At 73.1% G+C, this 26,147-nt stretch carries 21 protein-coding genes, 1 tRNA gene and 2 pseudogenes; 11 read left to right on the top strand and 13 right to left on the bottom strand.

The window, feature by feature from the left end; all coding sequences use genetic code 11:
• Positions 1-72: 72 nt before the first annotated feature.
• Positions 73-1,158: an RDD family protein gene (locus tag ACRRSS_RS04080; protein WP_435975246.1), complete on the bottom strand. Its 1,086-nt coding sequence runs from the start codon at positions 1,156-1,158 to the stop codon at positions 73-75.
• 462 nt (positions 1,159-1,620) lie between these two features.
• Positions 1,621-1,740: pseudogene (locus tag ACRRSS_RS04075) on the bottom strand (DUF2510 domain-containing protein); the annotation flags it as partial.
• 312 nt (positions 1,741-2,052) lie between these two features.
• Here ACRRSS_RS04075 and ACRRSS_RS04070 point away from each other — a divergent pair.
• Positions 2,053-2,544: an SsgA family sporulation/cell division regulator gene (locus ACRRSS_RS04070; protein WP_435969840.1), complete on the top strand. Its 492-nt coding sequence runs from the start codon at positions 2,053-2,055 to the stop codon at positions 2,542-2,544.
• 28 nt (positions 2,545-2,572) lie between these two features.
• Here the strand turns inward: ACRRSS_RS04070 and ACRRSS_RS04065 are convergent, their stop codons facing one another.
• Complete coding sequence (locus tag ACRRSS_RS04065) at positions 2,573-3,940, bottom strand: FAD-binding oxidoreductase (protein ID WP_435969839.1); 1,368 nt, start codon at positions 3,938-3,940, stop codon at positions 2,573-2,575.
• A 98-nt stretch (positions 3,941-4,038) separates the two neighbouring features.
• Here ACRRSS_RS04065 and ACRRSS_RS04060 point away from each other — a divergent pair, with 98 nt between their 5' ends.
• On the top strand, positions 4,039-5,541 hold the full coding sequence (locus ACRRSS_RS04060; RefSeq protein WP_435969838.1) for a tetratricopeptide repeat protein: 1,503 nt from the start codon (positions 4,039-4,041) through the stop codon (positions 5,539-5,541).
• A 196-nt stretch (positions 5,542-5,737) separates the two neighbouring features.
• Here ACRRSS_RS04060 and hppD read toward each other — a convergent pair whose 3' ends face one another.
• Positions 5,738-6,883, bottom strand: a complete 1,146-nt coding sequence (gene hppD / locus ACRRSS_RS04055) for a 4-hydroxyphenylpyruvate dioxygenase (protein WP_435969837.1) — start codon at positions 6,881-6,883, stop codon at positions 5,738-5,740.
• 121 nt (positions 6,884-7,004) lie between these two features.
• Between hppD and ACRRSS_RS04050 the strand changes: the two genes are divergently transcribed.
• The 4 genes from ACRRSS_RS04050 (at position 7,005) to ACRRSS_RS04035 (ending at position 9,786) form a co-directional block, all read left to right on the top strand.
• The gene (locus ACRRSS_RS04050; protein WP_351898464.1) at positions 7,005-7,472 is read left to right on the top strand and encodes an Lrp/AsnC family transcriptional regulator; all 468 of its coding nucleotides are present in this window, start codon (positions 7,005-7,007) and stop codon (positions 7,470-7,472) included.
• A 148-nt stretch (positions 7,473-7,620) separates the two neighbouring features.
• A complete protein-coding gene (locus tag ACRRSS_RS04045; RefSeq protein ID WP_435969836.1) occupies positions 7,621-8,202 on the top strand; it encodes an ArsR/SmtB family transcription factor in 582 nt (193 codons plus the stop codon).
• A 19-nt stretch (positions 8,203-8,221) separates the two neighbouring features.
• On the top strand, positions 8,222-8,425 hold the full coding sequence (locus tag ACRRSS_RS04040; RefSeq protein ID WP_435969835.1) for a hypothetical protein: 204 nt from the start codon (positions 8,222-8,224) through the stop codon (positions 8,423-8,425).
• Entirely contained in the window at positions 8,422-9,786 is a 1,365-nt protein-coding gene (locus ACRRSS_RS04035; protein WP_435969834.1) for an MFS transporter, read from the top strand. The genes ACRRSS_RS04040 and ACRRSS_RS04035 overlap by 4 nt, the downstream gene beginning before the upstream one ends.
• Here ACRRSS_RS04035 and ACRRSS_RS04030 read toward each other — a convergent pair.
• The 5 genes and pseudogenes from ACRRSS_RS04030 to ACRRSS_RS04010 all read right to left on the bottom strand — a co-directional run bounded on the left by ACRRSS_RS04030 (position 9,719) and on the right by ACRRSS_RS04010 (position 15,541).
• Positions 9,719-10,513 carry a S16 family serine protease gene (locus ACRRSS_RS04030; RefSeq protein WP_435969833.1) on the bottom strand — a complete coding sequence of 265 codons (795 nt, stop codon included), beginning with the start codon at positions 10,511-10,513 and terminating at the stop codon, positions 9,719-9,721. The two genes, ACRRSS_RS04035 and ACRRSS_RS04030, sit on opposite strands and share 68 nt — an antisense overlap.
• A 105-nt stretch (positions 10,514-10,618) precedes the next feature.
• On the bottom strand, positions 10,619-11,260 hold the full coding sequence (locus ACRRSS_RS04025) for an IclR family transcriptional regulator (protein ID WP_041129456.1): 642 nt from the start codon (positions 11,258-11,260) through the stop codon (positions 10,619-10,621).
• Positions 11,261-11,764: 504 nt separating this feature from the next.
• Positions 11,765-13,555 carry a DEAD/DEAH box helicase gene (locus ACRRSS_RS04020; RefSeq protein ID WP_435969832.1) on the bottom strand — a complete coding sequence of 597 codons (1,791 nt, stop codon included), beginning with the start codon at positions 13,553-13,555 and terminating at the stop codon, positions 11,765-11,767.
• Positions 13,556-13,681: 126 nt separating this feature from the next.
• A pseudogene (locus ACRRSS_RS04015) lies at positions 13,682-13,999 on the bottom strand (type II toxin-antitoxin system death-on-curing family toxin); the annotation flags it as partial.
• Positions 14,000-14,041: 42 nt separating this feature from the next.
• A complete protein-coding gene (locus tag ACRRSS_RS04010) occupies positions 14,042-15,541 on the bottom strand; it encodes an MFS transporter (protein ID WP_435969831.1) in 1,500 nt (499 codons plus the stop codon).
• A gap of 179 nt (positions 15,542-15,720) precedes the next feature.
• Here ACRRSS_RS04010 and ACRRSS_RS04005 point away from each other — a divergent pair.
• Positions 15,721-15,795: transfer RNA gene (locus ACRRSS_RS04005), tRNA-Cys, on the top strand.
• A gap of 58 nt (positions 15,796-15,853) precedes the next feature.
• The gene (locus tag ACRRSS_RS04000) at positions 15,854-16,243 is read left to right on the top strand and encodes a hypothetical protein (RefSeq protein ID WP_435969830.1); all 390 of its coding nucleotides are present in this window, start codon (positions 15,854-15,856) and stop codon (positions 16,241-16,243) included.
• Between the two features lie 99 nt (positions 16,244-16,342).
• Here the strand turns inward: ACRRSS_RS04000 and ACRRSS_RS03995 are convergent, their stop codons facing one another.
• The 4 genes from ACRRSS_RS03995 to ACRRSS_RS03980 all read right to left on the bottom strand — a co-directional run bounded on the left by ACRRSS_RS03995 (position 16,343) and on the right by ACRRSS_RS03980 (position 20,465).
• The gene (locus ACRRSS_RS03995; protein ID WP_435969829.1) at positions 16,343-16,849 is read right to left on the bottom strand and encodes a hypothetical protein; all 507 of its coding nucleotides are present in this window, start codon (positions 16,847-16,849) and stop codon (positions 16,343-16,345) included.
• Between the two features lie 136 nt (positions 16,850-16,985).
• Positions 16,986-17,636, bottom strand: a complete 651-nt coding sequence (locus ACRRSS_RS03990; RefSeq protein ID WP_435969828.1) for a hypothetical protein — start codon at positions 17,634-17,636, stop codon at positions 16,986-16,988.
• Positions 17,637-17,688: 52 nt separating this feature from the next.
• Entirely contained in the window at positions 17,689-20,022 is a 2,334-nt protein-coding gene (locus ACRRSS_RS03985; RefSeq protein ID WP_435969827.1) for a hypothetical protein, read from the bottom strand.
• A 14-nt stretch (positions 20,023-20,036) separates the two neighbouring features.
• Positions 20,037-20,465 carry a hypothetical protein gene (locus ACRRSS_RS03980; RefSeq protein ID WP_435969826.1) on the bottom strand — a complete coding sequence of 143 codons (429 nt, stop codon included), beginning with the start codon at positions 20,463-20,465 and terminating at the stop codon, positions 20,037-20,039.
• 358 nt (positions 20,466-20,823) lie between these two features.
• On the opposite strand from ACRRSS_RS03980, the gene ACRRSS_RS03975 reads away from it, so the two are divergent.
• The 3 genes from ACRRSS_RS03975 (at position 20,824) to ACRRSS_RS03965 (ending at position 26,126) form a co-directional block, all read left to right on the top strand.
• Entirely contained in the window at positions 20,824-21,714 is an 891-nt protein-coding gene (locus ACRRSS_RS03975) for a serine/threonine protein kinase (protein ID WP_435969825.1), read from the top strand.
• A 68-nt stretch (positions 21,715-21,782) separates the two neighbouring features.
• On the top strand, positions 21,783-23,969 hold the full coding sequence (locus ACRRSS_RS03970; protein WP_435969824.1) for a protein kinase domain-containing protein: 2,187 nt from the start codon (positions 21,783-21,785) through the stop codon (positions 23,967-23,969).
• A gap of 57 nt (positions 23,970-24,026) precedes the next feature.
• Positions 24,027-26,126 (top strand): protein kinase domain-containing protein, encoded by a 2,100-nt coding sequence (locus ACRRSS_RS03965; RefSeq protein ID WP_435969823.1) that lies wholly within the window; start codon positions 24,027-24,029, stop codon positions 26,124-26,126.
• Positions 26,127-26,147: the final 21 nt, after the last annotated feature.

Here is a 26,147-nt window from a genome sequence, read left to right as displayed (position 1 = left end):
GCCCGCGCAAGGAATCACCGCCCGTTCGGGGGACCCTCCGCCATCAGGGGCCCGGCAGCCCCCCGCGCCAGGTCAGCGCGCCACGAACGTACGGGCGGCCTTGTCGTGCCAGCACTGCCGCCAGGGACGGTCGAAGAGGCACCACAGGACGTTGAGGACGCCGACGGCCAGCAGACCCAGAACGCTGTAGACGAGCCAGCGGCGCAGGGACGCCCCGAACCTCGGCGGCTGGTGCGCCTCGATGTCCCGCACCTCGATCCCGCACAGCTTCTTGCCGAGCGTGCGGCCCCACTTGGCCGTGGGCAGCGCCTCGTACAGGACGCCGATGACGAACAGCGCGGCCAGCGCGATGCCGAACTGGACGGACGTGGTCCCGTCCAGCAGCCAGACCTGGACGGTGACGCCGGACTGCTTGGCCGCCTCGATCTTGCCGTCGATGTGAGCGAGGGCGGCGGTCACGAACGGGAAGGAGGCGGCGCCGACGAGCGCCCCCAGGACGACGGTGTCGATCAGCCGGGCGAGCAGACGCCTGCCGAGTCCGGCGGGGCGCGCGGAGGCCTGTGCGCGGGCCGCCTGGACGAACAGGTCGTCGACGGGCGGCTTCCAGGGGACGACGGGCTGCTGCCCCTGGGACTGCTGCTGCCCTTGGGGCTGCTGCGCCTGGGGCTGGGACTGCTGCGCCCAGGAGGGCGTGGCGGGCGCGGGGGCCGGTGCGGGCGCCTGGTGTACGGGGGCGGGCGCGGCCTGGTGTACGGGGGCGGGCGTGGGCGCGGGGGCCGGTGCGGGCGCTGCGGGCTCGGGAGCCGGCCGGGGGGCGGGCCGGGACTGCTGGGGCGCCGGCTGGGGCTGCTGGGGCGCCGGGGCGGGCGTGGGGATCGGCGTGACCGGCATCCCGCCGAGTCGCGCTGCTCCCCCGGTGGCCCGGGGGTCCGCCGCCCGTTCGGACGCGGGGGCCTGTGCCTCGGCGGGTTCGCCCCCACCGGCGACCGGCCACTCCGCCGGGGTGCGCGGGTCCGGGGTCCGGGGCGCGCCCCAGGAGACCCGCTGGTCGCGGTCGCCGCCGAAGCCGGTCTGCCGGGAGGTGTCCGCCTGCCAGGCGGAGGCGGGCTCCGGGGCGACCGGATCCTCGTCGAAGAAGACGGGCCCGGTCTCCTCCACGGCCGGAACGGGAGCCGCTGCGACGGCCCGGGGCTGGAACGGGGCCTGGGGCAGGGCCTGGGCGGGCACGTGCGCGGGCGCCTGCGCCTGGGCCGGTACGGAGGCGGCAGGACCGACGGGTTCCGGGGCGGGCCGGGGCTGGGACTGGGGCTGGGGCTGGGGCTCCGGCTGGTGGCTCTGCTGCTGCTCGTGGTTCTGCTGGTGGCTCTGCTGCTGCTCGTGGTTCTGCTGCTGGTGGTGGTTCTGCTGCTGCTGGTGCCGCACGGGCTGGGCCTGCTCGGCGGACCCCACGGGCCCGGCGGATCGCACCGGCTCGGCGGACCCCACCGGCTCGGCGGATCGCACCGGCTCGGCGGTCCGCACGGAGACCGGTGCCGGGGCGGGGCCGGAGGCCAGGATCGGGCCCGCCGGAATCGCCGAGGCGGGCGGGCCGGGCGGAACCTCGCCGTCCCGGGGGGCGGGCCGGCTCGTACCGGGAACCCAGGCGCCCCCGTTCCAGTACCGGATGTACCCGGGAATGGACGGGTCCGGGTAGTACCCCGCCTGCGGTACCTCTTCGCCGCCTCCAGGAGGAGTAGCCACTGCCCCGACTCCGTTCAGTCACAACGCCCTTGAACCGCGCGGCCGCGTGCCGGGCATGCCGCGCCCAAGGAGGACAGTAACGAAGAACGTCCCCGAGGGAACAAAGAGCCCGTGAGAAAGGCCGCCTTCGGGGGGACACGTACCGGAATCGATCACTCCCGGTGATGTTCGGGCCGATACATATCCCTGCCCCGGAGGGGCCCGGAAAAACTTCCCGAAAAAACTTCCCGAAGTCGCGTCATGAACCGTGGGGACCCCGCTCTCTCCCAGTGAAGGCCCACCAGGGGCCGGTCCGCGAGAGGGAGTACGACCATGCAGAACACCGACAACACCACCGTCGAGCGCGAGCTGGAGCTGAAGCTGGTGCTCTCCCCCGAGCGCGCCGTCCCCGTCCCCGCCCGGCTCGCCTACCGCACCGACGACCCGTACGCCGTCCACATCACCTTCCACATCGGCACGGACCACCCGGTCAACTGGACGTTCGCGCGCGAACTGCTGGTCGAGGGCGTGTTCCGGGCGGGCGGGCACGGCGACGTGCGGATCTGGCCCACCAAGGTCGACGGGCGCGGCGTCATCCTGATGGCGCTCTCCTCCCCCGACGGCGACGCCCTGCTCGAAGCCCCGTCCGCGCAGGTGTCCGCCTGGCTGGAGCGGACCCTGCGCGCGGTGCCGCCGGGCACCGAGTCCGAGCGGCTCGGCATCGACGACGGCCTCGCCGAACTCCTGGCGACCACCGTGGCCACCGACGAGCTGTGGCTGCGCGACCCGTGGCCGTCGGACGAGTCTCAGGACGGCGAGCTGTGATCCCCGTACCGGAGGGCTCCGTGCGACGTCAGAAGAGCTTTCCGGGGTTGAGGAGGCCCAGCGGGTCGAACGTCGCCTTGATCCCGCGCTGGAGTTCCAGGCCGACCGGCCCCAGCTCCCGCGCCAGCCACTCCTTCTTGAGGACGCCCACGCCGTGTTCGCCGGTGATCGTGCCGCCGAGCGCGAGCCCGAGCGCCATGATCTCGTCGAAGGACTCCCGCGCGCGCCGCGACTCGTCCTCGTCGGTGTGGTCGAAGCAGACGACGGGATGGGTGTTGCCGTCCCCGGCGTGCGCGCAGACGCCGATGGTCAGGCCGTACTTCTCCGCGACGGCCGCCGTGCCGTCGAGCATCTCCGCGAGCCGCGTCCGCGGCACGCACACGTCGTCGATCATCGTCGCGGACTTGATCGTCTCCAGGGCCGTGAGGGAGAGCCGGCGTGCCTGGAGGAGGAGTTCGGACTCGGCGGCGTCCACGGCCGGGACGACCTCGGTGGCCCCCGCCGCCCCGCACAGCTCGCCGACGGCGGCCAGGTCGGCGGCCGGGTCCGGGGTGTCGAAGGCGCACAGGAGCAGCGCCTCGGTGGTGTCGGGCAGCCCCATGCGCGCCAGCCTGTTGACCGCCTGGACCGTGGTGCGGTCCATGAGTTCGAGGAGCGACGGGGTGTGACCGCGCTCCATGATCGTGCAGACGGCCGCGCAGGCGGCGGCCGCGGAGGGGAACTCGGCGACGAGCGCGAGCTGCGCCGGGGGCTGCGGCCTGAGGGCGAGCACGGCCCCGACGACGATGCCGAGACTGCCCTCCGAACCGACGAAGAGCCTGGTCAGGTCATAGCCGGCGACGCCCTTGGCGGTGCGGCGGCCGGTGGTCAGGAGGCGGCCGTCGGCGAGGACGACGTCGAGGCCGAGGACGTACTCGGCGGTCACCCCGTACTTCACACAGCACAGGCCGCCGGAGGCCGTGCCGATGTTCCCGCCGATGGTGCACGTCTCCCAGCTGGACGGGTCCGGCGGGTAGTACAGGCCGTGTTCGGCGACAGCGCGTGACAGCACGGCGTTGATCACGCCCGGTTCGACGACGGCGATCCGGTCGACCGGGTTGATCTCCAGGATCCGGTCCATCTTGACCAGGGAGAGCACGATGCAGCCCTCGGAGGCGTTGGCGCCGCCGGAGAGGCCGGTACGGGCCCCCTGGGGGACGACCGGGACGCGGAGCTCGGTGGCGGTGCGCATGACGTGCTGGACCTGCTCCACGGAGCGCGGGAGCACCACGACCGCGGGGCTGCCGGCCTCGCAGAAGCTCGCCATGTCGTTCGCGTAGGAGGCGGTCACGTCCGGGTCGGTGAGCAGTGCCTCGGCGGGCAGCCCGGCGCGCAGCCGCGTCAGAAGATCGTCCATACGTCCAGCGTGGCACCCGGGGCCATCGGTGTGAACCCGCCGGGGCGGGCGCTTCGTGTGCTCTTCGTACAGGTGCGGGCGGGCGCACAGTGAGCGCCATGAAGACGCAGAACGTGTCGAGGACGGTCCTCGCGGCCGGAGTGGGCGCGGTGCTCGCGGCCACGGCGCTGGTGTACCTCCCCGAGCTGGTCGGCCAGGGGCCGCCGCGCCCGCCCGGCCCCGCGGAGCGGGCGACGATCGCGGCCCACGCGGGCGCGCAGGCCGCGCTGCCCGACCTGGCCGCCCTGATCACCGACCGGGAGAAGTGGCTGCGGGCCCACCCGGACGACGAGGCGTCCTGGGCGGAGTTGGGCGCGGCGTACACGGAGCGCGGGACCCGCCTCGGTGACGTACGGGACTATCCGCGGGCCGAGCGGGCGCTGCGGCGCTCCCTCGCGGAGAAGCCCGCCGCGCGCGGCAACCTGGACGCGCAGCTGGGGCTGGGGGCGCTCGCGGGCGCGCGCGGCGACTGGAAGACGGCCAGGGAGTGGGGCGAGCGGGTGCGGAAGGCCGACCCGCGCCGCTGGTCCGCGTACCCGGTCCTGATGGACGCGTACAACGGTCTCGGCGACTACAAGGCGGCCCAGAAGGCGATGGAGGGCCTGGAGGGGCTCCACGCGGGCGCGGTGGTGCGGACCAGGGCGGCGCAGACCTACCGGGACCGGGGCTGGCGTGAGGACGCCGACGCGGCGGCCCTGGCGGCGGCGGCGCTCGCGGAGACGGGCGCGGAGAAGGCGGCGGCGCTCGCCCGGCTCGGGGACCTGGCGTGGGAGCGGGGCGAGCCGGAGGAGGCGCTGACGCGGTACGGGACGGCGCTGCGGCTCGTACGGGACCACGGGCCCTCGCTCGCGGGCCGGGCGCGGGCGCTCACGGCGCTCGGCCGCACCGACGAGGCGTTGCGGGAGTGGCGGGCGGCCCTGGGCCGGCTGCCGCTGCCGGAGTACGTCCTGGAGGCGGGCGAGCTGTACGAGTCGCTCGGCCGGGACGGGGAGGCGCGGGCCCAGTACGCGCGCCTGCGGACGGGCACGTGGGTCCGGGGTGAGGTGACCCTGGCGCTGCTCGACGCGGACCACGGCGATCCGGCGGCCGCGGTCACCCGGATGCGGGCGGAGTGGGCGCGGGGGCACCGGTCGGTGCGGGTCGCGGACGCGCTGGGGTGGGCGCTGTTCCGGACGGGCCGGCCGCAGGAGGCGCTGGAGTTCGCGAAGCGGGCCACGGAGGAGGGGCTGCGGAGCGCGCTGTTCGCGTACCACCGGGGCGAGATCGAGCGGGCCCTCGAACAGTCCGGTCCGGCCCGCCGTCATCTGGCGGAGGCGCTGCGGATCAACCCCGAGTTCTCGCCGCTGCTCGCGCCGAAGGCGGTGAAGGCGCTGGCGGCGGTGGGCGAGCCTCCGGACGAGCTTCCGAAGGAACTGCGCCGGGAGCCCGAGGAGCGGTCGACCGCGGCGGCGGGCTCGCCCGGGCGGCAGCGGAAGGCCGCGGGGGCGTCCGGGGCCGCGGAGTCCTCGAAGCCGTCTGAGTCGCCGGGGCAGGCGGAGCAGGCGGACTCCTCGAAGTCGTAGCGCGGGCGCCCGGCGGGTCTCGCGGCTCCCCGCCCGGCCGGACGTGTGCGGCGTCCCGGGCGAGCCCCGTGTCCCGCCGGGACGCCGAGGGCCGGTCCGGGCCCGGCGGCTGCCGGGCGCCCGGGCCGACCCGGTAGGTGGCGCACGGTGAGGGGCCCGGAGCATGGCCCCGGGCCCCTCACCGTACGGACGCGTGCTAGAGGTTGCCGCGCTTCTCCTGCTCGCGCTCGATGGCCTCGAACAGCGCCTTGAAGTTGCCCTTGCCGAAGCCCATGGAGCCGTGGCGCTCGATCATCTCGAAGAAGACGGTCGGACGGTCCTGGACCGGCTTGGTGAAGATCTGCAGCAGGTAGCCGTCCTCGTCGCGGTCGACGAGGATCTTCAGCTCGCGCAGGGTCTCGACGGGCACGCGGGTCTCGCCGGCCCACTCGCCGAGGGTGTCGTAGTACGAGTCGGGGGTGTCGAGGAAGGAGACACCCGCGGCCCGCATCGCGCGCACGGTGGCGACGATGTCGTTGGTGGCGAGGGCGATGTGCTGGACGCCGGCGCCGCCGTAGAACTCCAGGTACTCGTCGATCTGCGACTTCTTCTTCGCGATCGCCGGCTCGTTGATCGGGAACTTCACCTTGAGGGTGCCGTCCGCGACGACCTTCGACATCAGCGCCGAGTACTCGGTCGCGATGTCGTCGCCCACGAACTCCTTCATGTTCGTGAAGCCCATGACCTTGTTGTAGAAGCCGACCCAGTCGTTCATCCTGCCGAGTTCGACGTTGCCGACGCAGTGGTCGATGGCCTGGAAGGTGCGCTTGGCCGGGGGCTCGACGATGGGGTTCGCGGCGACGAAGCCCGGGAGGTACGGGCCGTCGTAGCCGGAGCGCTCGACGAGGGTGTGGCGGGTCTTGCCGTACGTGGCGATGGCGGCGAGGACGACGGTGCCGTTCTCGTCCTTCACCTCGTGCGGCTCGGTGAGGCCGGTGGCGCCGTGCTCGACGGCGTAGGCGTACGCGGCGCGCGCGTCCGGCACCTCGATGGCCAGGTCGACGACGCCGTCGCCGTGCTCGGCGACGTGGTCGGCGAGGAAGCGGCCCCGGTCGGTGGAGACCTTGATGACGGAGGTGAACACGAAGCGGGCGGCGCCGTTGGTGAGGACGTAGCTGGCGGTCTCGCGGCTGCCGTTCTCCGGTCCGGAGTAGGCGACGAGCTTCATGCCGAAGGCCGTGGAGTAGTAGTGCGCGGCCTGCTTGGCGTTGCCGACGGCGAAGACGACCGCGTCCATTCCCTTCACGGGGAAGGGATCGGCCTGCCGCGCCGTGGAGGGGGTGTGATCGATGGTCTCAGTCATGGCAGCAATGTCCCTCCGTTCCGCAAGGTGCGCAAGAGTTCGCTGTTCCCCTGGTCATGTTGCGCAGCTATCCGCGAGGATGACCGGGCGACTTGTACATCCTGACCATGGGGAGGCCGCCGTGGCGATCGATCATTTGGACGGGCGGCTGATCGCGCTCCTCGCGCGCGAGCCGCGCATCGGCGTCCTGGAGGCCTCCCGGCGGCTCGGGGTGGCCCGGGGCACGGTGCAGGCACGGCTCGACCGGCTCCAGGCGAGCGGGGTGATCCGCGGCTTCGGGCCGCAGGTGGACCCGGCGGCGCTGGGCTACCCGGTGACGGCCTTCGCGACGCTGGAGATCAAGCAGGGCCAGGGGGCGGACGTACGGGGCCATCTGGCGACGGTGCCGGAGGTCCTCGAACTGCACACGACGACGGGCCACGGCGACATGCTCTGCCGCCTGGTCGCCCGCTCGAACGCGGACCTCCAGCGGGTGATCGACCGGGTGGTCGGCTTCGAGGGCATCGTCCGGGCGTCCACGGCGATCGTGATGGAGAACCCGGTACCCCTGCGGATCATCCCGCTGGTGGAGCAGGCGGCGCGGGAGTAGACGGGCGGAACGGACGGCGGACGGCGGACGGCGAACCACGGACGAAGGGGCGGAGGGCGGAGGGGCGGAGACCCCGCCGCCGGAGTTGCAAAGGAGCTGTTGCAAAGAACCCCTTGCAGCCCTTCCTTTGCAACTCTACGGTCGAGCCATGCCCGAGCCCGAGGAACTCCCCCACCGCACCCTGGACCCGCGCTCCCTGCGCGGGCTCGCCCACCCGCTCCGTATCCAGCTGCTGCGCTCCCTGCGCCACCACGGACCCGCCACCGCCTCCCAACTGGCGGCACAGCTCGGCGAGTCCAGCGGAGCGACCAGCTACCACCTGCGTCAGCTCGCGGTCCACGGCTTCGTCCAGGACGATCCGACACGCGGCAAGGGGCGGGAGCGGTGGTGGAAGGCCGGCCCGCAGAGCACGAGCGTCGACGAATCGCTCTACCGGAACCCGGACCCGGAGATCCGGGGCGCCCTCGACGTCTACGTCCACGAGGTCGCGACCATCCACACGCAGGAGCTGAGTACCTACCTCGGCACCCGGCACGACTGGGACCCGCGCTGGCTCGGCGCCTCCGACATGAGCGACTTCACGCTGCGCCTGCCGCCCGAGAAGCTCCGCGAGCTCGACGGGAGGCTGCACGCCCTCATCGAGGAGTACCGGGACGTCGAGGAGGCGGACTCGCCGGACGCCGAGCGCGTACGGATCCATCTGCACGCGTTCCCGCAGCACGGGAACTGACCGAAGGGACCTGGGAGTCATGCACGCCGACCTTCACCTCCGCCTCCACCGGCTGCGCGCCGAGGAGCTCCACCGGGCCGCCGCCGAGGCCGCCCGGTCGCGCACCGCACCGCACCGGCCCGCCCCCGCCCTCGCCCTCCGCGTCCAGCTCGGCTGGAAGCTGGTCGAATGGGGCCTGCGCATCGCCACGCCCACCGGCCGCCCGGCCCCCCTGACCGCATGACCGCTCCGGGGGGACACACCGCACCCACCGCGCCGGGGGGCCACGGCACGGACCCGACGAAGAACGACCGCACCCCGCTGGCCACCGTCCTGACCGCCAACGCCGTCTCCATCACCGGCAATTCGCTCACGCTCATCGGCGTTCCGTGGTTCGCGCTCGACACCACGGGAAGCCCCGGCAAGGCCGGTCTGGTCGCCTTCTGCGCCGCCCTGCCCGTACTCGTCTCCGCGATCGCCGGCGGCCCGGTCATCGACCGGCTGGGGCGGCGCCGCGTCAGCATCGCCTCCGACCTGGTCTGCGGGCTCGCGCTCGCCGCGATCCCGCTGCTGCACCACACCGGCGTCCTGGAGTTCTGGATGCTGTGCGCGCTGATGGCGGTCAACGGGCTGTGCCACGCGCCCGGCGAGATGGCCCGGCACGTCCTCGTACCCGACCTCGCCCGGCGCGCCGGGACCTCGCTCCCCCGGGCGGCCAGCCTGTACGACGCCGTGTCGCGCGGGGCCCGGATGGCGGGCGCGGCGGTCGCCGGCCTCCTGATCGCCTTCATGGGCGCCGACACGGTCCTCGTCCTCGACGCGGCCACCTTCGCCCTCTCCGCGCTGCTCGTCGCCGCGGGCCTGCGCGGGGTGCCCTCGGCGGAGCCCGTACGGGACGGCCCCCGCCTCTCCCCCGCCCGCTACCGGGCGGACCTGCGCCAGGGGTACGCCTTCCTGTTCCGCGCCCGGCTGCTGCTCGGCATCACCGTCATGGTGATGGTGACCAACGGCCTCGGCCAGAGCTGGAGTGCGGTGCTGCTCCCCGTCCACGCCAGGGAGGAGCTGGGCGGCCCGGCCGCACAGGGCCTGCTCGTCTCGGTCTTCGGCGGCTGCGCCCTGGCCGGGGCCCTGCTCTACGGGGCGGTCGGGGACCGCTTCCCGCGCCGGGCGGTCTTCACGGCCGGCTTCCTGCTCGGCGGCGCCCCGCCGTTCGTGGTGGCCGCGTTCACCGACACCACCGCGCCGCTGCTCGTGACGATGGCGGCGGCCGGGTTCGGCGTCGGGGTCCTCAACCCGATCCTGACCACGGTCCTGTACGAACAGGTCCCCGACGCCCTGCGCAGCCGGGTCATGGGCGCCAGTACGGCGGGGGTGCTGCTCACGACCCCGCTGGGCGGACTGGCGGCGGGCCTCCTCGTCGAGCGCGTCGGCCTGACGGCGACACTGCTCGGCGTCGGGGGGCTCTACTTCCTGACCACCCTCGCCCCGCTGGTCTTCCCGTCCTGGCGGACCATGGACGCCACGGCGCCGGAGGAGGTCAGCAGGCCGGAACCTTCGCGTCCTGCCCCTGCTCCAGAGCCCGGAGGGACGCCACGGCGTCGCTGAGCGCGGTCACGGGGACGAGCCGCATCCCCTTGGGCAGCTCGGCCTCGGCGTCCGAGCACTCCGCCTTCGGTACGAGGAAGACGGTGGCCCCGTCCCGCGCGGCGGCCTGGGTCTTGAGGGAGACGCCACCGACGGCGCCGACCTTGCCGTCGGCGGTGATGGTGCCGGTGCCGGCGACGGTCCGGCCGCCGGTGAGGTCCCCGCCGTCACCGTCGCCGTCGAGCTTGTCGACGATGCCGAGGGAGAAGAGCAGCCCGGCGCTGGGCCCGCCGATGTCGGCGAGGTTCAGCTCCACCTTCACCCGCTCGGGGTCCTCGTCCAGGAAGCCGAGGGCGGCGAGGGCGGCCGCGTCCTGCGACTCCTTCATCTGACCGAGGTTGTACTTCTCGACCTCCGCGTCGGACTTCCCCGGCGGGTAGACGGAGTCGTGCGGCAGGACGGCCCGGTCGGTACGGAACCAGGCGTCGGCCACGTCCGCGAGGTCCACGTCCGCGGACGGTCCGGTCGCCACGATCGTCGTCATCCGCAGCTGCCCCTGGGTCACGCGGACCGGGGCGCCGGTGATCGAGATGACCTCCGTCCCGTCGTCCTCACCGAGCACGTCGACGGTCGTACCGGGCTGCGCGATCGCGTACGGCAGCGGCGCGAGCCCGACGACGGCGAAGAGCGCGGCGACGGGGAGGGCGCAGAGCGCGAGCGCGCGGGGACGAGAGAGACGGGAGAGCACACCCCCAATCTACTGGGCCCCACCCCACCCCTGAGCCGGGGGCGCTCCCGCCCGCGGCGGGGCGGGGCGCGGCCGGGCGGGGCCGTGTCCCCGGTGCCGCGTGCGCTAGCGCAGCGCGTCCGCGACCTCTCGGGCCGCGTCCACCACCCGCGGCCCGACCCGTTCCGGCACCGCGTCCGCGAGCATGACGACGCCGACGCTGCCCTCGACTCCGGTCACGCCGACGAGCGGCGCCGCGGCGCCGCTCGCGCCGGCCTCCAGTTCGCCGTGGGTGAGGGTGAAGCCGGGTTCGGTCAGTCCGCCCTGCCGGGCGGCGAGGATGGCGCGGCCGGCCGCGCCCCGGTCGAGCGGGTGGCGGAAGCCGGCCCGGTAGGCGACGTGGTAGTCGGTCCAGGTCGGTTCGACGACCGCGACGGCCAGCGCCTCCGCCCCGTCGACGAGGGTGAGGTGCGCGGTCGCGCCTATGTCCTCGGCGAGCGAGCGCAGCGCGGGCAGCGCGGCCTCCCGCACGAGGGGGTGGACCTGGCGGCCGAGCCGCAGCACCCCGAGGCCGACGCGGGCGCGCCCGCCGAGGTCGCGGCGGACGAGGGCGTGCTGTTCGAGGGTGGCGAGCAGCCGGTAGACCACGGTCCGGTTGACACCGAGTTTGTTGGACAACTCGGTGACCGTCAGGCCGTGGTCGGTGTCGGCGAGCAGTTTGAGGACTCTGAGTCCCCGGTCGAGCGTCTGGGAGGTCTCCGCGGTCACGACGCCCTCTCCTTCGGAGTGAGTGGCGGCGGGACTCTCACGGGGTTGCGTCGCCGGTCCCGTCGGCGACGCACGTCAGAGGCCGCCGGCAGGAAGGGGTACACCGGCTGCGCTCCGCGGCGGCGCTGCCACGGGGCGTTTGCTTTTGAGCCGGGACAGTAGCGACCCGCTCCGCTCAGCGGAAGACCTCGTCCAGAATCCGGGCGCCGGCGACCGTATCGAGACGGTTCGGGACCTTCGTCGGTCGCTCGCGGGACTTTGGCGGACAAGATCGGCTTTGTCGTGCCCGTAGCGTGGAAGCCGCCGGAGGCCGACCGTGGGGGCCGGTCTCCGTTGCCGGTCACGCCGGTGGTTCCGGCGATGGTTCCGCCGTCGCGGCACGAGTGAGGCCCGTACGAACGCCGTCGTACGGGCCTCAGCGGCGTCGGGGAGCGGGCGGCGGGACCGTGAGGTCACCGACCGCGGACCGGGGTCACCGCGTCCGGGCGGCCGCCGACCGGAGGGTCACCGCATCCGGGTGGCCCACTCCTGCACCTTCTTGATCCGTTCCCGGATCTGGCCGGCGGTGGCCTCCGCGCTCGGCGGTCCGCCGCAGACCCGGCGCAGCTCCGTGTGGATCACACCGTGGGGCTTGCCGGTCTGGTGGACGTACGCGCCGACCATCGTGTTGAGCTGCTTGCGCAGTTCGAGCAGCTCCTTGTGGGAAACGACAGGCCGCCGCTCGGCCGGAAGCTCCAGGAGGTCCGCCTCGTCGTCCGGCTTCTTGCGGCTGTGCGCGATCTGCCGGGCCTGGCGCTTCTGCAGCAGCAGCTGGACCTGGTCGGGTTCGAGGAGGCCCGGGATGCCGAGGTAGTCCTGCTCCTCCGCACTGCCGGGGTGGGCCTGCATGCCGAACTCGGCGCTGTTGTAGAGGACGCGGTCGAAGACGGCGTCGGACTCCAGCGCCTCGAAGGGCAGCATGTCCTGCTCGCCGGTGTCCTCGTCCTGCTCCCGCTCCGCCTCCGCCATCTCCTTCTCGGACTCGGCGTACGGGTCCTCCTCACCCGCCTTCTTGGGCTTGTCGAGGACGTGGTCGCGCTCGACCTCCATCTCGTTGGCGAAGCCGAGGAGGCTGGGGATCGTGGGAAGGAACACGGAGGCGGTCTCGCCGCGCCTGCGGGAACGCACGAAGCGGCCGACGGCCTGCGCGAAGAAGAGCGGCGTCGAGATCGTCGTCGCGTACACGCCGACGGAGAGGCGGGGTACGTCGACGCCCTCGGACACCATGCGGACGGCGACCATCCAGCGGTCGTTGTTCTCGCTGAACTCGTCGATGCGGTTCGAGGCGCCGGTGTCGTCGGAGAGGACGACGGTGGCCTTGGTGCCGGTGATCTCGCGGATCAGTTTGGCGTAGGAGCGGGCCGAGTCCTGGTCGGAGGCGATGACCAGGCCGCCCGCGTCGGGGATGGACTTGCGGACCTCGGTGAGCCGCTGGTCGGCGGCGCGCAGCACGTTCGGCATCCAGTCGCCCTTCGCGTCCAGCGCGGTGCGCCAGGCCTGCGAGACGGCGTCCTTGGTCATCGGCTCGCCGAGGCGGGCGGCGATCTCGTCGCCGGCCTTGGTGCGCCAGCGCATGTTGCCGCTGTAGGAGAGGAAGATGACGGGCCGGACGACGCCGTCGCCGAGGGCGTTGCCGTAGCCGTACGTGTAGTCGGCCGAGGAGCGCCGGATGCCGTCGTTCCCCTCCTCGTACGTGACGAAGGGGATGGGGTTGGTGTCGGACCGGAAGGGCGTACCGGTCAGCGCGAGGCGCCGCGTGGCGGGCTCGAACGCCTCCAGGCAGGCCTCGCCCCAGGACTTGGAGTCTCCGGCGTGGTGGATCTCGTCGAGGATGACGAGGGTCTTGCGCTGCTCGCAGCGGTTGCGGTGGAGCATGGGCCGTACGCCGACGCCGGCGTAGGTGATGGCGACCCCGTCGTACTCCTTGCTGAGCGGCCCGGCGCTGTAGTCCGGGTCGAGCTTGATGCCTATCCGCGCGGCGGCGGCGGCCCACTGCTTCTTCAGGTGCTCGGTGGGCGCGACGACGGTGACCTGCTGCACGACGTGGTGGTGCAGCAGCCAGGACGCGAGGGTCAGGGCGAAGGTGGTCTTGCCGGCGCCGGGGGTGGCGACGGCGAGGAAGTCACGGGGCTGCTCCTGGAGGTACCTCTCCATGGCGCCCTGCTGCCAGGCGCGCAGCTTGCCCGCGGTACCCCAAGGGGCCCGTCCGGGGAAGGCGGGAGAAAGGTGATGGGAGGAGGTGGTGGTAGTAGTCACGATCTCCGGGTTCGACGCTCGTCCAGATATGACAACCGGGCCACCTTACCGGCGGCCCGGCCGGAACGTCGTACGAAACGGGCCGGGTGGGACCCGGTTGCGATTCAGCTCACGTCGCGGGGGAACTCACCCCGCGTCGGGGGCGATCAGCTCGCGCAGCCCTGCCGCGATCGCCCCGACCTCGTCGGTCTCACCGGTCGCCACGGCGATGACCAGGCGTTCCGCCGTGTCGATGTCCGGCCGCGGCTGGACTCCGTTCATGGCGAGGAAGGTGACGCAGGACAGCCAGGCCGTGCGCTTGTTGCCGTCGACGAAGGGACGGTTGACCGCCAGGGACTGCAGGAGCGCGGCAGCCTTCCCCACGAGGTCGGGATACGCCTCCTGGCCGAACATCGCGGCCGAGGGGCGGTGCACCGCCGAGTCGAGGAGTCCGGCGTCCCGGACTCAGCCCCGCACCCCGCCGCCCGCAGCCGCGTCGCGGGGAGCTCAACCCCGGACCGGCGCCGCGTGCAGCCGCGTCGCCACCCACGCGCCCACCGCCGCCACGCCCGCCATCGGCAGGAAGACCGCGGCGAAGGCCGCCGGGTGGGAGCCGGTGGAGGCGTGGGAGGTGACCGCGTGGCCGACCGCGCCGCCGCCCAGGGCAGCGAAGGCGGCGCCGCCGGCGGCGAGGAGCAGGACGTTGGAGAGGCCGTCCGAGATCTGCAGGGCGGCCGAGTTCGCGCCGACCTCCTCGGGCGCGGAGAGCTTCATGAGCAGCACGCTCGTCGAGGCGATCACCGCGCCCATGCCGAGGCAGCCGAGGCCCCAGGCGGCCGCGATCACCCAGACCGGCACCGCCGTGATCAGGACGCTCGGAGCGGCCGCGATGGCGACCGCGACCAGCACCATGCCGAGGACCACGAGCCGCTCCCGGTACGGCTCCGTCCACGGCCGGGCCTGGATCCAGGAGCCGAGGGCCCAGGTGAGGCCGCCCAGGGCGAGGGAGAGCCCGGCCAGGGTGGGGCTCAGGCCCCGCTGGGTGACCAGCATCAGCGGCACGAACGACTCGGCCGCGATGAAGGCGCCGGCGGCGATGCCGCGCAGCAGGACGACGGACGGCAGGCCGCGGGCGGCCCGGTGGGTGCCGTGCGGCAGGAGGCCGCGGACGGCGGGCACGATGAGGGCGACGCCGACGGCGGCCGGGAGCAGGGAGAGCCAGCGCAGCTCCTGGCCCGCGTACTGCAGGAGCGCCGCGCCCGCGGAGATCGCGAGCGCCAGGCGGATCCGGCGGCGGTCCCAGGGGGAGACGGGCGCGGCCGGGTCGGCGGGTCCGGAGGCGGTGCGGCGGATCGCGGGGAGGGCGAGGGCCAGCGGGAAGACGACGAGGACGGGGATGCCGACGAAGACCCAGCGCCAGCCGAGGTGCTCGGTGACGGTTCCGGCGGCGAGGGGGCCGACGACGGAGGGGATGACCCAGCTCGCGGCGAACGCGGCCATGATCGCGGGCCTGAGGTGCTCCGCGTAGGCCCGGCCGACGATCACGTACAGGGCGACGATGACGAGCCCGCCGCCGAGACCCTGGACGGCCCGGCCGAGGATGAACATCCACATGGCGCCGGCGGTCCCGGAGAGCAGCAGTCCGGCGGCGAAGGCGCTGATCCCGGCGGTGAGGGGCGCGAGCGGGCCGCGCCGGTCGGACCACTGCCCGGCCAGGACCATGGCGAAGAGGCTGGTGGTGAAGTACGCGGAGAAGGCGAAGGCGTAGAGGGACACGCCGTTCAGCTCGCGGGCGGCGACGGGCATGGCGGTGCCGACGGCGGTCGCCTCGAAGGCGATGAGCAGGACGACCGAGACGATGCCGATGCTGAGCGCCCGGTGGGCCGGGTCGAGGAGGGACCCCTCGGCGTCGTCGTAGGCGGCGGGGGGCCCGGGTCTACCCACGACGTCGGTGGGTGTGTCCGGGTCCGTGGCCGCGTCGGCGTCGCGGGGTTCGAGGGCGCTCATCCCCCCAGAGTAAGAGGTGAACTCATGAATGACCCCTGTCAGGAGTCCCGATCCGGCTCAGCCCTTGGACGTACGACTGTGAACGGGGTGTGGCAGCGGCATGGCAGTCGCATGGCACGGCCCCCGAAACCCTTGAGCCCCTCCCGCCCCCGCCCTACGGTCGTCATCAAGCACCACATGACCGTGTGCCCGAGTGGTTGAGGGGCTCGCCTGCAAAGCGAGTTACGTCGGTTCGATTCCGATCACGGTCTCCACGGGATCCGTCTCCACTGGATCTTCACAACCCGCGCCGGGCTGTGCCAGAGTCCGCCCATGAGCGATCAAGGCAGACGCAAGCCGGCCGTCCTCGTCGGCGTGGCCCTCGCCGGGGTACTGCTGCCCGGCATCACCCTGGGCGCGGAGACGGTCGACGCCGTCCTCTCCGTCCTCGTCGCCACGCTGGTCCTGGTGGTCCTCACCCAGCTGATCCACATCGGCCCCTCGGGCCGCGTCCCCCTCCCCGCCCTGGCCGCCCTCGGCCTGGCGGGCTTCGCCCAGGACGCCCTCATCTGGTGGCTGCTGTCCTGGCTGGGCCCGAAGGTCTCGGAACTGCGGGTCGAGGGCATCGGAACGATCCTCCTGGCGGCCCTGATCACCCGCGCGACGGTCCTGCTGGCGTCCCAGCTGGCACCGTCGGCGGGGAAGGTACCGGCGGAGGACTGACGGAACCCGGCGGAGGGCCGACGGACGGAACCCGGCGAAGCCCGACGGAACCCGGCGGAGGGCCGACGGAACCCGCCAACCGCCCCGTACGCCTCCGCCTCACGAGGTCAGGTCGTCGGGAACGGTCAGCTCCTCCCGGCACCCGAGCGACGCGCGCGTGCTCCGGGCGAGGGCCGCGAGCAGTCGGTCCCTGAGCCCCGGGCTCGTCCGGTCCGCCCGCACCGAGACCTCCAGCGGCAGCCACCGCCCCTGCTCGGGGGCGGTACCGGGAACGGTGCACCGCATGAGGAGCGACCGGTCGCGGGACGCGGGCGACCCGACGTACACGTCCTCGGAGACCGCGCGCCAGCGGGGCAGACCGCCGGGCGAGGTGTTCACGTCCATGGTCGAGGTCGACCATCCGACGGAGCCGGAGACCTCCTGCGGCCCGTCGTCCCAGGCGCCCGCCAGGGTGCACGGCTCGTAGAAGGCGCGCCGCAGGTCGTCGCCCGCGCGGTCCCACTCCCGCGCCTCGGCGAGCGCCTTGGTCCTGATCCGGTCGGCCGGCGGACCGGACGCCCGGAACTTCCCTCCCGACTCCCCCGCCTCCCCGAACTCCGCCCGCACCGCGTCGACGTTCGCGGCCCCGAAGGCCGCCCGGCACGGGGCGAGACCGGCCTCGGTCCCGGCGTCGGCGCGCGACTCCCCGCCCCCGGGCAGGCCGAGGCGGCCAGGGCGAGGAGTGCGACGGCCGCCGTGGCCCCTACCGCTCGCCTCGCCACTTCTTCACCTCGAAGACGGGCTTCTCGGTGAGTCCCGCGTTGTTCTCGCAGCCCAGTTCCTTCACGACCGCGAGCGTGACGGAGTGGAGGACGGTGAGGTACGCCTCGCGGGTGGCGGGGGTGTTGGCGGGGTAGGCCCCCTTCACCGGCTTGTCGAACCTGAGCACGCCCTCGATGGGGGCGGGCTGCCCGTCCGCGCCCTTCAGGCGGGGGCTGGCGCAGCCCAGGAAGAGGCGCGCGGTCTTGTTGTCCGCGCTCGTCTCCCGGCCCATCGCGTAGAGGTACCGGCCGGACTTCGTCCACTCGGTGCCGTCGTCGTACAGGTCGGCGTCCTCGTAGAGCCTGAGGTCGATCTTGACCCCGGCCCTGGGGGCGGCGTCCGTGCCGACCTCGCACATCGCGGGGTGGCCCGGCGGCCTGCCCGTGCTCGCCCGGTCCTCGGTCAGTACCTTCGCGGTCCGGTCGAGTCCGGCACCGGTCGAGTGGAACTCCTTCGTGCCGAGGACCGACTCGAGCGCCCCGACGGCCGCGGGCGACAGAGTCCCGTCGCACTTCTGGGCGGCCTGCGGCGGCTCCTCCTCGCCGCCCCCGCAGGCGGTGAGGAGCAGGCCGAGGGCCAATACCGTCGACACGGACGCGGATGCTCTTCTCATCGGGATTCCTCGTGGAGTCGTCGGCCGGTGCTCAGCCGGTCTCGGGGGCGTTGCCGGTCTGCTTCGCGTGATCGTTGCCCATGCCGTAGCCGTTGCCCACGGACTCGATCATGTCCTGGCGGAACTCGCTGCTGACCTGGCCGCGGTGCTCGTACAGGAACCGCTCCATCGGGGACTCGGCGCTGTACCGACCGGCCGTGTACATGGCCGCGTTGTCCTCGTGGATCTTGTCCTCGGTCTTGTCCTTGCTCTCCTCGATCGACTTGTCGGACCAGTCGCCGATGACCTGTCCGGCGAGCTGCTCCATGACACCCGAACCGGTGTCGACGGCGAGCGGTACGAGGATGGCGGCCGCGCCGACCGCGGCGGTGGCCGGCAGGAAGGCGACACCGGCCGCGATGCCCACCGTGGCGCCGAGCTCCACCCAGCCGGCCTTGGCGGCCTGGGCCTTCTCGTACTCCTCGTGCTTCTTCATGCCCTCGGCCTCGACCTGCGCGCCCCGGGACTCGTCGAGCAGGCCCTGGAGGGTGGCGCCCGTGAACACCGCGCCCCGCGCACGGCCCTCGTCGATCTTTCCGTCCGGGCCGACCTGCGCTTCGAGGACACTGGTGGTGTAGAGGCGCTCGGCCGTCGAGATCGTCGCGTACGCGTCCGGGTGCTGACCGAGGGTGCTGAGGAACTTGACCGTCGCCTCGCGACCGAACTCGGGGTGGGCCGACGGGTCCTTCGTGGGGTTGAAGACGCTGTCCGGGTTGTTCTTGTCCAGACCCCAGTTGAGGTCGTCGATGTAGCCGGCGCCCATGTTGCCGAGGCTGTCCGCCAGCGGGGACTGCCACTTCTTGAGCAGTTCGGGGTCGTCGCCGTACTTCGTCATGACGTCCGTCATGATCTCGGCCGTGGTCTCGTCCCGCTTCAGCTGCGGTGTCGGGTCGTCCCAGGCGTGGCCGAGCGTCGCCGCCTCCAGCGCGTGGCCGAGGGCGTCGGGCATGTAGTCGGCCGACTTCTTGGCGGCGTCCGGGTCGTGCCCGTCGATGTCGGGGAAGAAGGTGTAGTCCTTGTTGGCGAAGTAGTCGAGGTAGTCGGCCTGCTTGCCGTCCTTCTTCCCGTTGAGGTCCACCGTCCCGCCGAGGCTGCCGTCCTTGTTGTAGGACGTCGGGTCCTTCGAGAAGAACTCCTTCGACGCCTCGGGGCTGTGTCCCAGCGCCTCCAGCATCGAGACCATCGGGTCGAAGCCGGCGCCGTTGACGCCGGAGGGGTTGTACTGGTTCTGCAGCCCGCCGTTGATCATCGGCTTGCTGTTCGCGAACAGGTACGGGTCCTTCGCGTGGAGCTGGGTGACGTGTTCGGCGATCGGGACCAGGAACTTCTTGTCGTAGTCGCCGTAGCGCATGATGCCGCCGAGCAACTGGTAGCCGAAGGCCGGGTTGTTGTCGTACTTGACCAGCGGGATGCGCTCCGTGCCGAGCTTGCGCATCTCCGTGGACCACTTGTCGGTCCACGCGTCGCCGCCCTGTGTCGCCGTCGCCAGGTTCATGCCCAGGTTCTTCTGGAGTTCCTGGACGTCGGCGAGGCGCTGCTTGTCGACCTTCGTGTAGTCGTAGGTGTCCGTGGAGAGCTGGCCGAAGAACTCGAGCGCGCCCTTCGGACCCATGCCGTCGTAGAAGGTCCGGGAGAACTCCTTCGAGCCGCTGTTGTCCTTGAGCAGCTCGTTGAGGCGCATCAGCTCCTCGTGCGAGATGTCCCGGCCCTTCTTCGCCAGGTCGACGGCGCGCTGCGCCTCCTCGGCGTCGAGGCTGGTGTACTTGGGCCCGCTGAAGTTGTGCTTGTCGCCGGTGATGTTGGCCTTGAGCGCGTTGGAGCAGGACACGTCCGCGTCGTCGCAGGTCTCGACGATCGCGTCGATACGCCGCTGCATCTCGGCGATGTCGGCGCTCTCCTTGCGGACCATGTCCTGGAAGTCGGGGTCGTGCCGCATCCCCTGGTCCTTGGTCTGCGACAGCGGTTCGACGGCCTCGACCTTGCCGGCGGAGCTCACCCGGAAGCGCTTGGCCGGCGCATCCGTCTCCACGATCTTCTTGAGGTCGTCCTTCGCCTTCTTGAAGGCGTTGTAGCCGTCCTCGAGGACCTTGTGGATACCGTCGGCGGCCTTGGCCGCGTCGTCGAACTCCTTCGCGGTCTTGTCCACGAAGGGCTTCGTGACCTCGGCGTTCACCCCGCGCCAGTACTCGTCCTTGGCCTTCGCCGCCATCGTCGTACGGGCGTCCTCGGCGAGCTTGTCCAGCTTGCCCTTCATCGCGGACCAGTCGTCGGCCGCGGACTTCATCTTGTCGAGCGGTGCCTGGTACACGTTGTCAAAGGTCAGCACAGCAGGTCCCCCGCCTACTTGAAGTACTCGTTGATCTTGGAGGCCGCGAGGGCCGCCTGGATGTCCGCCTCTTCCTTGGCGTGCGAGGACGCGCTGTAGTCGAGGTGGTTGGAGATGTTGGCGCAGGCGTCGAGCAGCGTGTTCAGCTGCGAGCCCCACGTCTCCTGCACGGTCGACATCGCGGACCCGGTGAGGAAGCCGTGGCTGGACATGCCCGTCGCCGCCTCCGTCGTGTTCGTACGCGCGTGGTTCCCGTCCTTGACCAGTCGCCCGTGCAGCGCGTAGGCGGCGCCGCCGATGGCGCCGAGCTTGTCCTGGTCGACGTTGAGGTCGGCGTTTCCGCCGCCCCCGCCCCCGGGTTCCGGAGCGACCTGGTTCAGCCTCATGTCCACGCTGGCGGTGGACGTGGTCCGTACCGACGCCCACTCCTGATCGAACGACATGCTCTCCCCCGTGACGGTGATCGTTCCGGCTTCGCCTCAGCAAGTTCCGTGCCCACGGAAACACGGCGATCGTAGTCCCATGGGCACCTGTTCGAGCACTCCCCACAGGGAATCGGCGCCGCTCCCGGGATCTTCACGGCCTCCGCGCGCCCACTTCACCTTCGCGAACCCGGACAGCCCGGACTTCCCGGACCACTTCACGGCCGCCCCGGGCACCACCCCGACGGCCACCCCGAGGACCGACGCGGGGCCGGCCCCGTCCCGGCGCCCCTCCCGGGCACGGCCCCGCGACCCCGCCTCGGTAGGCTCGACCCGCCCCCGTCACCACGGGGCGCACGGACGACGGGGGGCAGGACCGGTGGAACAGTCGCGCACAGAAAGGGAATCCGCGCGGCGGATCGGACCCTTCCGGCTGATCACCCGCCTCGACCCGCCCCACGCCACCCTCCCCTGCCGCCGCTTCGTGGCCCGCACCGAGGACGGCGCGCACACCGTGCTGCTCAGCACCCCGCTGCCCGGCACCGATCCCGCCCGGTTCGCGGTCGAGGCCGACGCCGCCCGCTTCCTCCTCGGCCCCTGGATCGCCCCGGTGACCGGCGTGGCGGGCCCCGGCGAAGCCCCCTGGTACGCCAGCCCGTACCTTCCCGCGCTCCCGCTGCCGGTGGCCCTCTCCGTGCACGGCGGCCCGCTGCCCGAGACCACCGTCCGGGCCGTCGGCGCCGCCCTCGCCGAGGCGCTGGCCGCCGCGCACGGCCAGGGCCTCACGCATGCCGGGGTCTCCCCCGCCGCCGTCCTGCTCACCGCCGACGGCCCCCGGCTGACCTGCTACGGCGCGGTACGGGCCGCCTCGGCCGACGGCGAACCGCGCACCGGCCTGCCCGGCCTCGACCCCGGGGCGCTCGCCCCCGAGCAGGCCTCGGGCGGCCGTCCGCGCCCGCCGGGCGACGTCTTCGCGCTCGGCGCGGTCCTCGCGTACGCCGCCACCGGTCACACCGTTCCCGAGCGGGACGAACTCCCGCCCGCCCTGCGCCCGGTGATCTCGTCCTGTCTGGCCCGCGACCCCGCCGACCGGCCCACGGCGGCCGCCCTGACGGCCGCGCTCGCGCCGCCCACCACGCACGAGACGGTGCTGAACTCGGCCGGCTCGCTGCTCGCCCCCGGCTGGCTGCCGGGTCGGGTGGTCGCCGCGCTGGCCCGGCAGTCATCCGAACTCCTCGCCGCCGAGCTGCCCGCGCCGGCCCGGGTCTGACCACCCCGGAAGACCCCCGGCCCTCGCCTCTCCCCCTCCCTCCCCCGGACTGACGGACCCCACATCCCATGCTGTCGCCCCTGACCCACGACGACCCGGCCGCCGTCGCCTCGTACCGTCTCCTCGCCCGCCTCGGCTCCGGCGGCATGGGCACGGTCTACCTGGCGCGCACCCCCGGCGGCCGTACCGTCGCCCTGAAGACCGTGCACGCCCGCCTCGCCACCGACCCCGCCTTCCGGGCCCGCTTCCGTCTGGAGGCGGACGCGGCGCGGATCATCGGCGCGCGCCACGGAGCGGCCGTCGTCGACGCCGACCCGCTGGCCGAGACGCCGTGGCTGGCCACCGAGTACGTCCTCGGACCGCCGCTCGACGACGCCGTAGCGCTCGGCGGTCCGCTCCCCGAGCCGACCGTCCGCGCCCTCGGCGCCGCGCTCGCCGGTGCCCTCGCCCAGCTGCACTCCTCGGACGTGGTCCACCGCGACCTCAAGCCGTCGAACGTCCTCGTCACCGCGTACGGCCCGAAGATCATCGACTTCGGCATCGCCCGCGCGGCCGGCGACGAGCACCTCACCCGTACGGGCGCGGCGGCCGGCACGCCCGCCTTCATGTCGCCGGAGCAGGCGAGCGGCCAGGAACACCCGCCCGCGGGCGACGTGTTCGCCCTCGCCGGCGTACTCGTCTTCGCCGCCACCGGCCACGGACCCTTCGGTACGGGCTCCGCCGCCGACCTCCTCTACCGGGTCCGTTACGCCGATCCCGACCTCACCGGTGTTCCTGAGGCGCTGCTGCCGCTCCTGACGGCCTGCCTCTCCAAGGAGCCGGCCGCCCGCCCCACGACCGGCACCCTGATCGACCGACTCCACGACGGCCACGGCGAGTTCGCCGACCACCTGCCGCCGCTGGTCCTCGCCGACATCGCCCGCCGCGCGACCGACGTCTGGCTGCACGCGCCGCACCGGCTGCCCGCCCCGGCGGGCGCGGCCGTGGCGGAGACCGTCCCCAGCACCCCGCTCTCCCGCCGCCGCGCCCTGACCCTCGGCGGCGGCTCCCTCCTCGGCCTCGCGGCAGCGGGCGCCGGAGGGTGGGCGTGGCTGAACTCCCGGGGCACCCCCCGGTCCACCGGCGGCTCCCAGGCCTCGGACGGCCCCACCGCCCTCCCCGCCCCGACCGCCGCCGACGGCTCGCCCAAGCCGCTGTGGCAGGGCACCGTCCTCGACCGCGAGCAGCGGACCACCCCACTGCTCGCCGGCGAGGACGTCGTGGGCTTCGCCGAGACCGTCTCCTTCCGCGCCGTCGACACGAAGAGCGGCGAGGAGCTCTGGGAGGAGTCGGCGGTCATGGAGCCCCACCAGGTCACCACCGACGGCACGAGCTACTACCTGTCCGACGGCAACTACGCGGGCCCGGGCCTCCTGAAGATCCGTACCCTCGCGCCGCGCACGGGCAAGGAGACGGCGCGGACCATCGAGCTGAAGGGCATCGACGGAACGACCACGCAGCTCCTGACGGCGTCCGGAGGAACCCTCTTCACCGCCTCACGCCTCGGCAAGCGGGAGATCGACCCGGACGCGGACAACGTCGGCTGGCACCTGCTCGCCGTCGACCTGCGGACGGGCAAGGAGGCGTGGCGGCAGCCGTACGAATGGGACGGCGTCCGGCCCTGGCTCGCCCAGGTCGTCGGAGACCGGCTGATCCTCGGCAAGAACAGCGGCGACCTCGACAGCTTCCTGGTCCAGTCGCGGGACGTGCGCACCGGCCGGCAGCTGTGGAAGCGACGGCTCCCGCTGACGGAGTCCGCCTCGCTCAAACCCGGCCACCTCACGATCGACGACCGGCACGTCTACCTGGGCGGCGACCGCCTGCGGGCGATCCGCCTGTCGGACGGGGCGATCGCGTGGGAGTACGGCACCGGCACCGATCCGCTGGGCTACGGCGTCCCCGCCGTCGCGGGCAACCTCGTCTACGCGAACGTGGCCGGCAAGGGGCTGGTGTCCGTCGGCGCGACCAACGGCCTCACGCGCTGGACGGAGGAGCCCGGCACCCGCCCGCTGACCCCCCTCTCCCTGACCAAGCCGGTGATCGGCACCAAGTACGCCTACGCCCCCGTACGGGGCGGCCTGAGCGCGGTCGACCTGTCGACCCGCACCTCGGCCTGGGTCTTCCCGACGGACGCCACGCGGTACGTCGTCGACCAGGAGCGGAGCCGCGTCATCGGGGCCGGGGAGACGTCCGTCATGGCCATCCCGTTCGAGTGACCCCCGGCCCCGCTCACCCCCTCCGACTCACCACCAACGAACCGGAAAGCATCCCTCGTGACCACGCAGCCCCTCGCCGTCGGCGATCCGCTCCGGCTCGGCCCGTACCGCCTGCTCGGCATCCTCGGCGAGGGCGGCATGGGCAAGGTGTACGTCGGCCGTGACGGCTCAGGCGCCCCCGCGGCCGTCAAGGTCCTGCGTCCCGAACTCGCCCACGACCAGCACCTCGCCCAGCGCTTCGTCCGCGAGGCCGACATGGCGCGGGCCGTCACCAGCCCCGGCGTGGCGCGGGTCCTCGACGCGCAGACGGAGGGCGGACGGCCGTGGATCGCCGCCGAGTTCCTCGCGGGACCGACGCTGGACGTCGCCGTCCAGGACCACGGGCCGATGGACGTACCGACGGTCCGCGCCCTCGCCGCGCAGCTCGCCCGGACGCTGCGGGACATCCACGCCGCCGGGCTCGTCCACCGTGACCTGAAGCCCGCGAACATCGTGCTCACCTCGACCGGCCCCCGGATCATCGACTTCGGCATCGCCCGCCCCGAGCACGGACTCACCCTCACGACGACCGGGCAGATCCCGGTCACCCCGGGGTACGGCGCGCCGGAACAGGTCCTCGGGCAGCGCGTCGGCCCGGCGTCGGACGTGTTCTCGCTCGGCGCGGTCCTCGCCTTCGCGGCGAGCGGCCGGCGCGCCTTCGTCGCGGCGCACGTGGCGGCCGTGCAGTACGAGGTCGTCCACGGCGCCCCCGACCTCGACCAGGTGCCGCCGGAGCTCCAGGACCTGATCGGCCCCTGTCTGGCGAAGGACCCGGCGTTCCGGCCGTCCCCGCCGCAGGTGGTCCAGGCCTTCGCCCCGCCGAAGGGCGCCGACCGCGTCTGGCGCAAGGGTCCGCTCGCCGAGGACATCAGGCGGCGCGAGACCGCGACGAAGCGCCTGGCGGCCCCCGAGGAGACGGCCGTGCCCGGCGCCGGGCCGTCCCGGCGCCGCTTCCTCACCGGCGCGGCCGTGGGCGTGGCGGTCCTGGGCGCGGGCGGCGGGGCCGGAGCGTGGTGGCTCGACCGGGGCGGGAAGAAGTCACCGACCGCCGATGTGCCGCCCGCCGTGCCGACCCCCGAGGCGGCCTTCGTCTCGATCATCGACACCCCGTACGGCGAGCGCCCCGAGCCCCTGTGGGGGCCCCGTCAGGTCGCGGCCCCGAACGGCCCGCTCCCGCTTCCCGTACGGGACGTGGTGATCATGCAGGCGGCGGAGGGCGGGCTGCTCGCGCTCTCCGTGACGGACGGCAGGGAACGGTGGCGGGCCAAGGAGATCGAGGGCGCCCCGGGTTTCGTCTCCGTCGCCGACCGGCTCGTCGTGGGCGTGGACAAGAACGGCGTCGCACACGCCTTCGTCGCCTCCACCGGGAAACCCGTCTGGCAGAGCCAGAACGACATCGACCACATCCTGGCGGCCGACGACACCCACGTCTACCTGGTGACGCAGAAGAACGAACTCCGCGCGGTCGACGCCTGGACCCTCGCCACCACATGGACGCGCCCGATGCCGTCCCCCCGCTTCCCGACCGGCCCCGCGAAGGCCGCGGTGGGCAGGAAGCGGCTCGTCATCCACGGCAGGGACGGCCATGTCACCGCCCTCTTCACGGAGACGGGCGAGACGGACTGGGACGTCAGGAACCAGGGCACCGAGGGCGAGAGCCCCGTCCTCGGTGACAACACCGCCTACCTGGGCGGGCCTGTGCTCATGGCCCGCCGACTCGAACGCGGCGACTACCTGTGGGACGAGGAGGCGAGCGGCGACGACACCTGGGAGACGCTGGCCGCGGACGGCGACTACGTCATCGCGGTCAAGGGTTACCAGGTCTACCGCTACGGCACGATGCTGGACCTCGACTTCCCGCTCTCCGACTGGTCCGCGGTCCTGGACGGCCTGGGCCCCAACTCCGGTCCCCGCAACCCCCCTGTCGTGGCGGGCGCGACGATCTGGGTCAGCTCACCCGACAACAGCCAGATCGAGGTCCTCCACAGGACGAGCCACGACAGTCTCTTCACCGCGACGGTCCCGCGCGAGGGCGCCTACCAGCTGGCGAGCGACGGCAACCGCGTCTTCGTCGCCCGTGGCGGGCGGGTCTACGCCATGCCGGTCTACGGCAGCTGAGACCGGACCGGTCCGGGCCCC

Origin of the sequence: Streptomyces sp. Qhu_M48, from assembly GCF_051305195.1 — a bacterium.
In the GTDB taxonomy this organism is placed as follows: Bacteria; Actinomycetota; Actinomycetes; order Streptomycetales; family Streptomycetaceae; genus Streptomyces.
This window is presented reverse-complemented; position numbering and strand designations above follow the sequence as displayed.

Coding starts and splice junctions, on each gene's coding strand:
- ACRRSS_RS04070 (WP_435969840.1), top strand. CDS start 2,053: ATGCAGAACACCGACAACACCACCGTCGAGCGCGAGCTGGAGCTGAAG.
- ACRRSS_RS04065 (WP_435969839.1), bottom strand. CDS start 3,940: ATGGACGATCTTCTGACGCGGCTGCGCGCCGGGCTGCCCGCCGAGGCA.
- ACRRSS_RS04060 (WP_435969838.1), top strand. CDS start 4,039: ATGAAGACGCAGAACGTGTCGAGGACGGTCCTCGCGGCCGGAGTGGGC.
- hppD (WP_435969837.1), bottom strand. CDS start 6,883: ATGACTGAGACCATCGATCACACCCCCTCCACGGCGCGGCAGGCCGAT.
- ACRRSS_RS04045 (WP_435969836.1), top strand. CDS start 7,621: ATGCCCGAGCCCGAGGAACTCCCCCACCGCACCCTGGACCCGCGCTCC.
- ACRRSS_RS04040 (WP_435969835.1), top strand. CDS start 8,222: ATGCACGCCGACCTTCACCTCCGCCTCCACCGGCTGCGCGCCGAGGAG.
- ACRRSS_RS04035 (WP_435969834.1), top strand. CDS start 8,422: ATGACCGCTCCGGGGGGACACACCGCACCCACCGCGCCGGGGGGCCAC.
- ACRRSS_RS04010 (WP_435969831.1), bottom strand. CDS start 15,541: ATGAGCGCCCTCGAACCCCGCGACGCCGACGCGGCCACGGACCCGGAC.
- ACRRSS_RS04000 (WP_435969830.1), top strand. CDS start 15,854: ATGAGCGATCAAGGCAGACGCAAGCCGGCCGTCCTCGTCGGCGTGGCC.
- ACRRSS_RS03980 (WP_435969826.1), bottom strand. CDS start 20,465: ATGTCGTTCGATCAGGAGTGGGCGTCGGTACGGACCACGTCCACCGCC.
- ACRRSS_RS03970 (WP_435969824.1), top strand. CDS start 21,783: ATGCTGTCGCCCCTGACCCACGACGACCCGGCCGCCGTCGCCTCGTAC.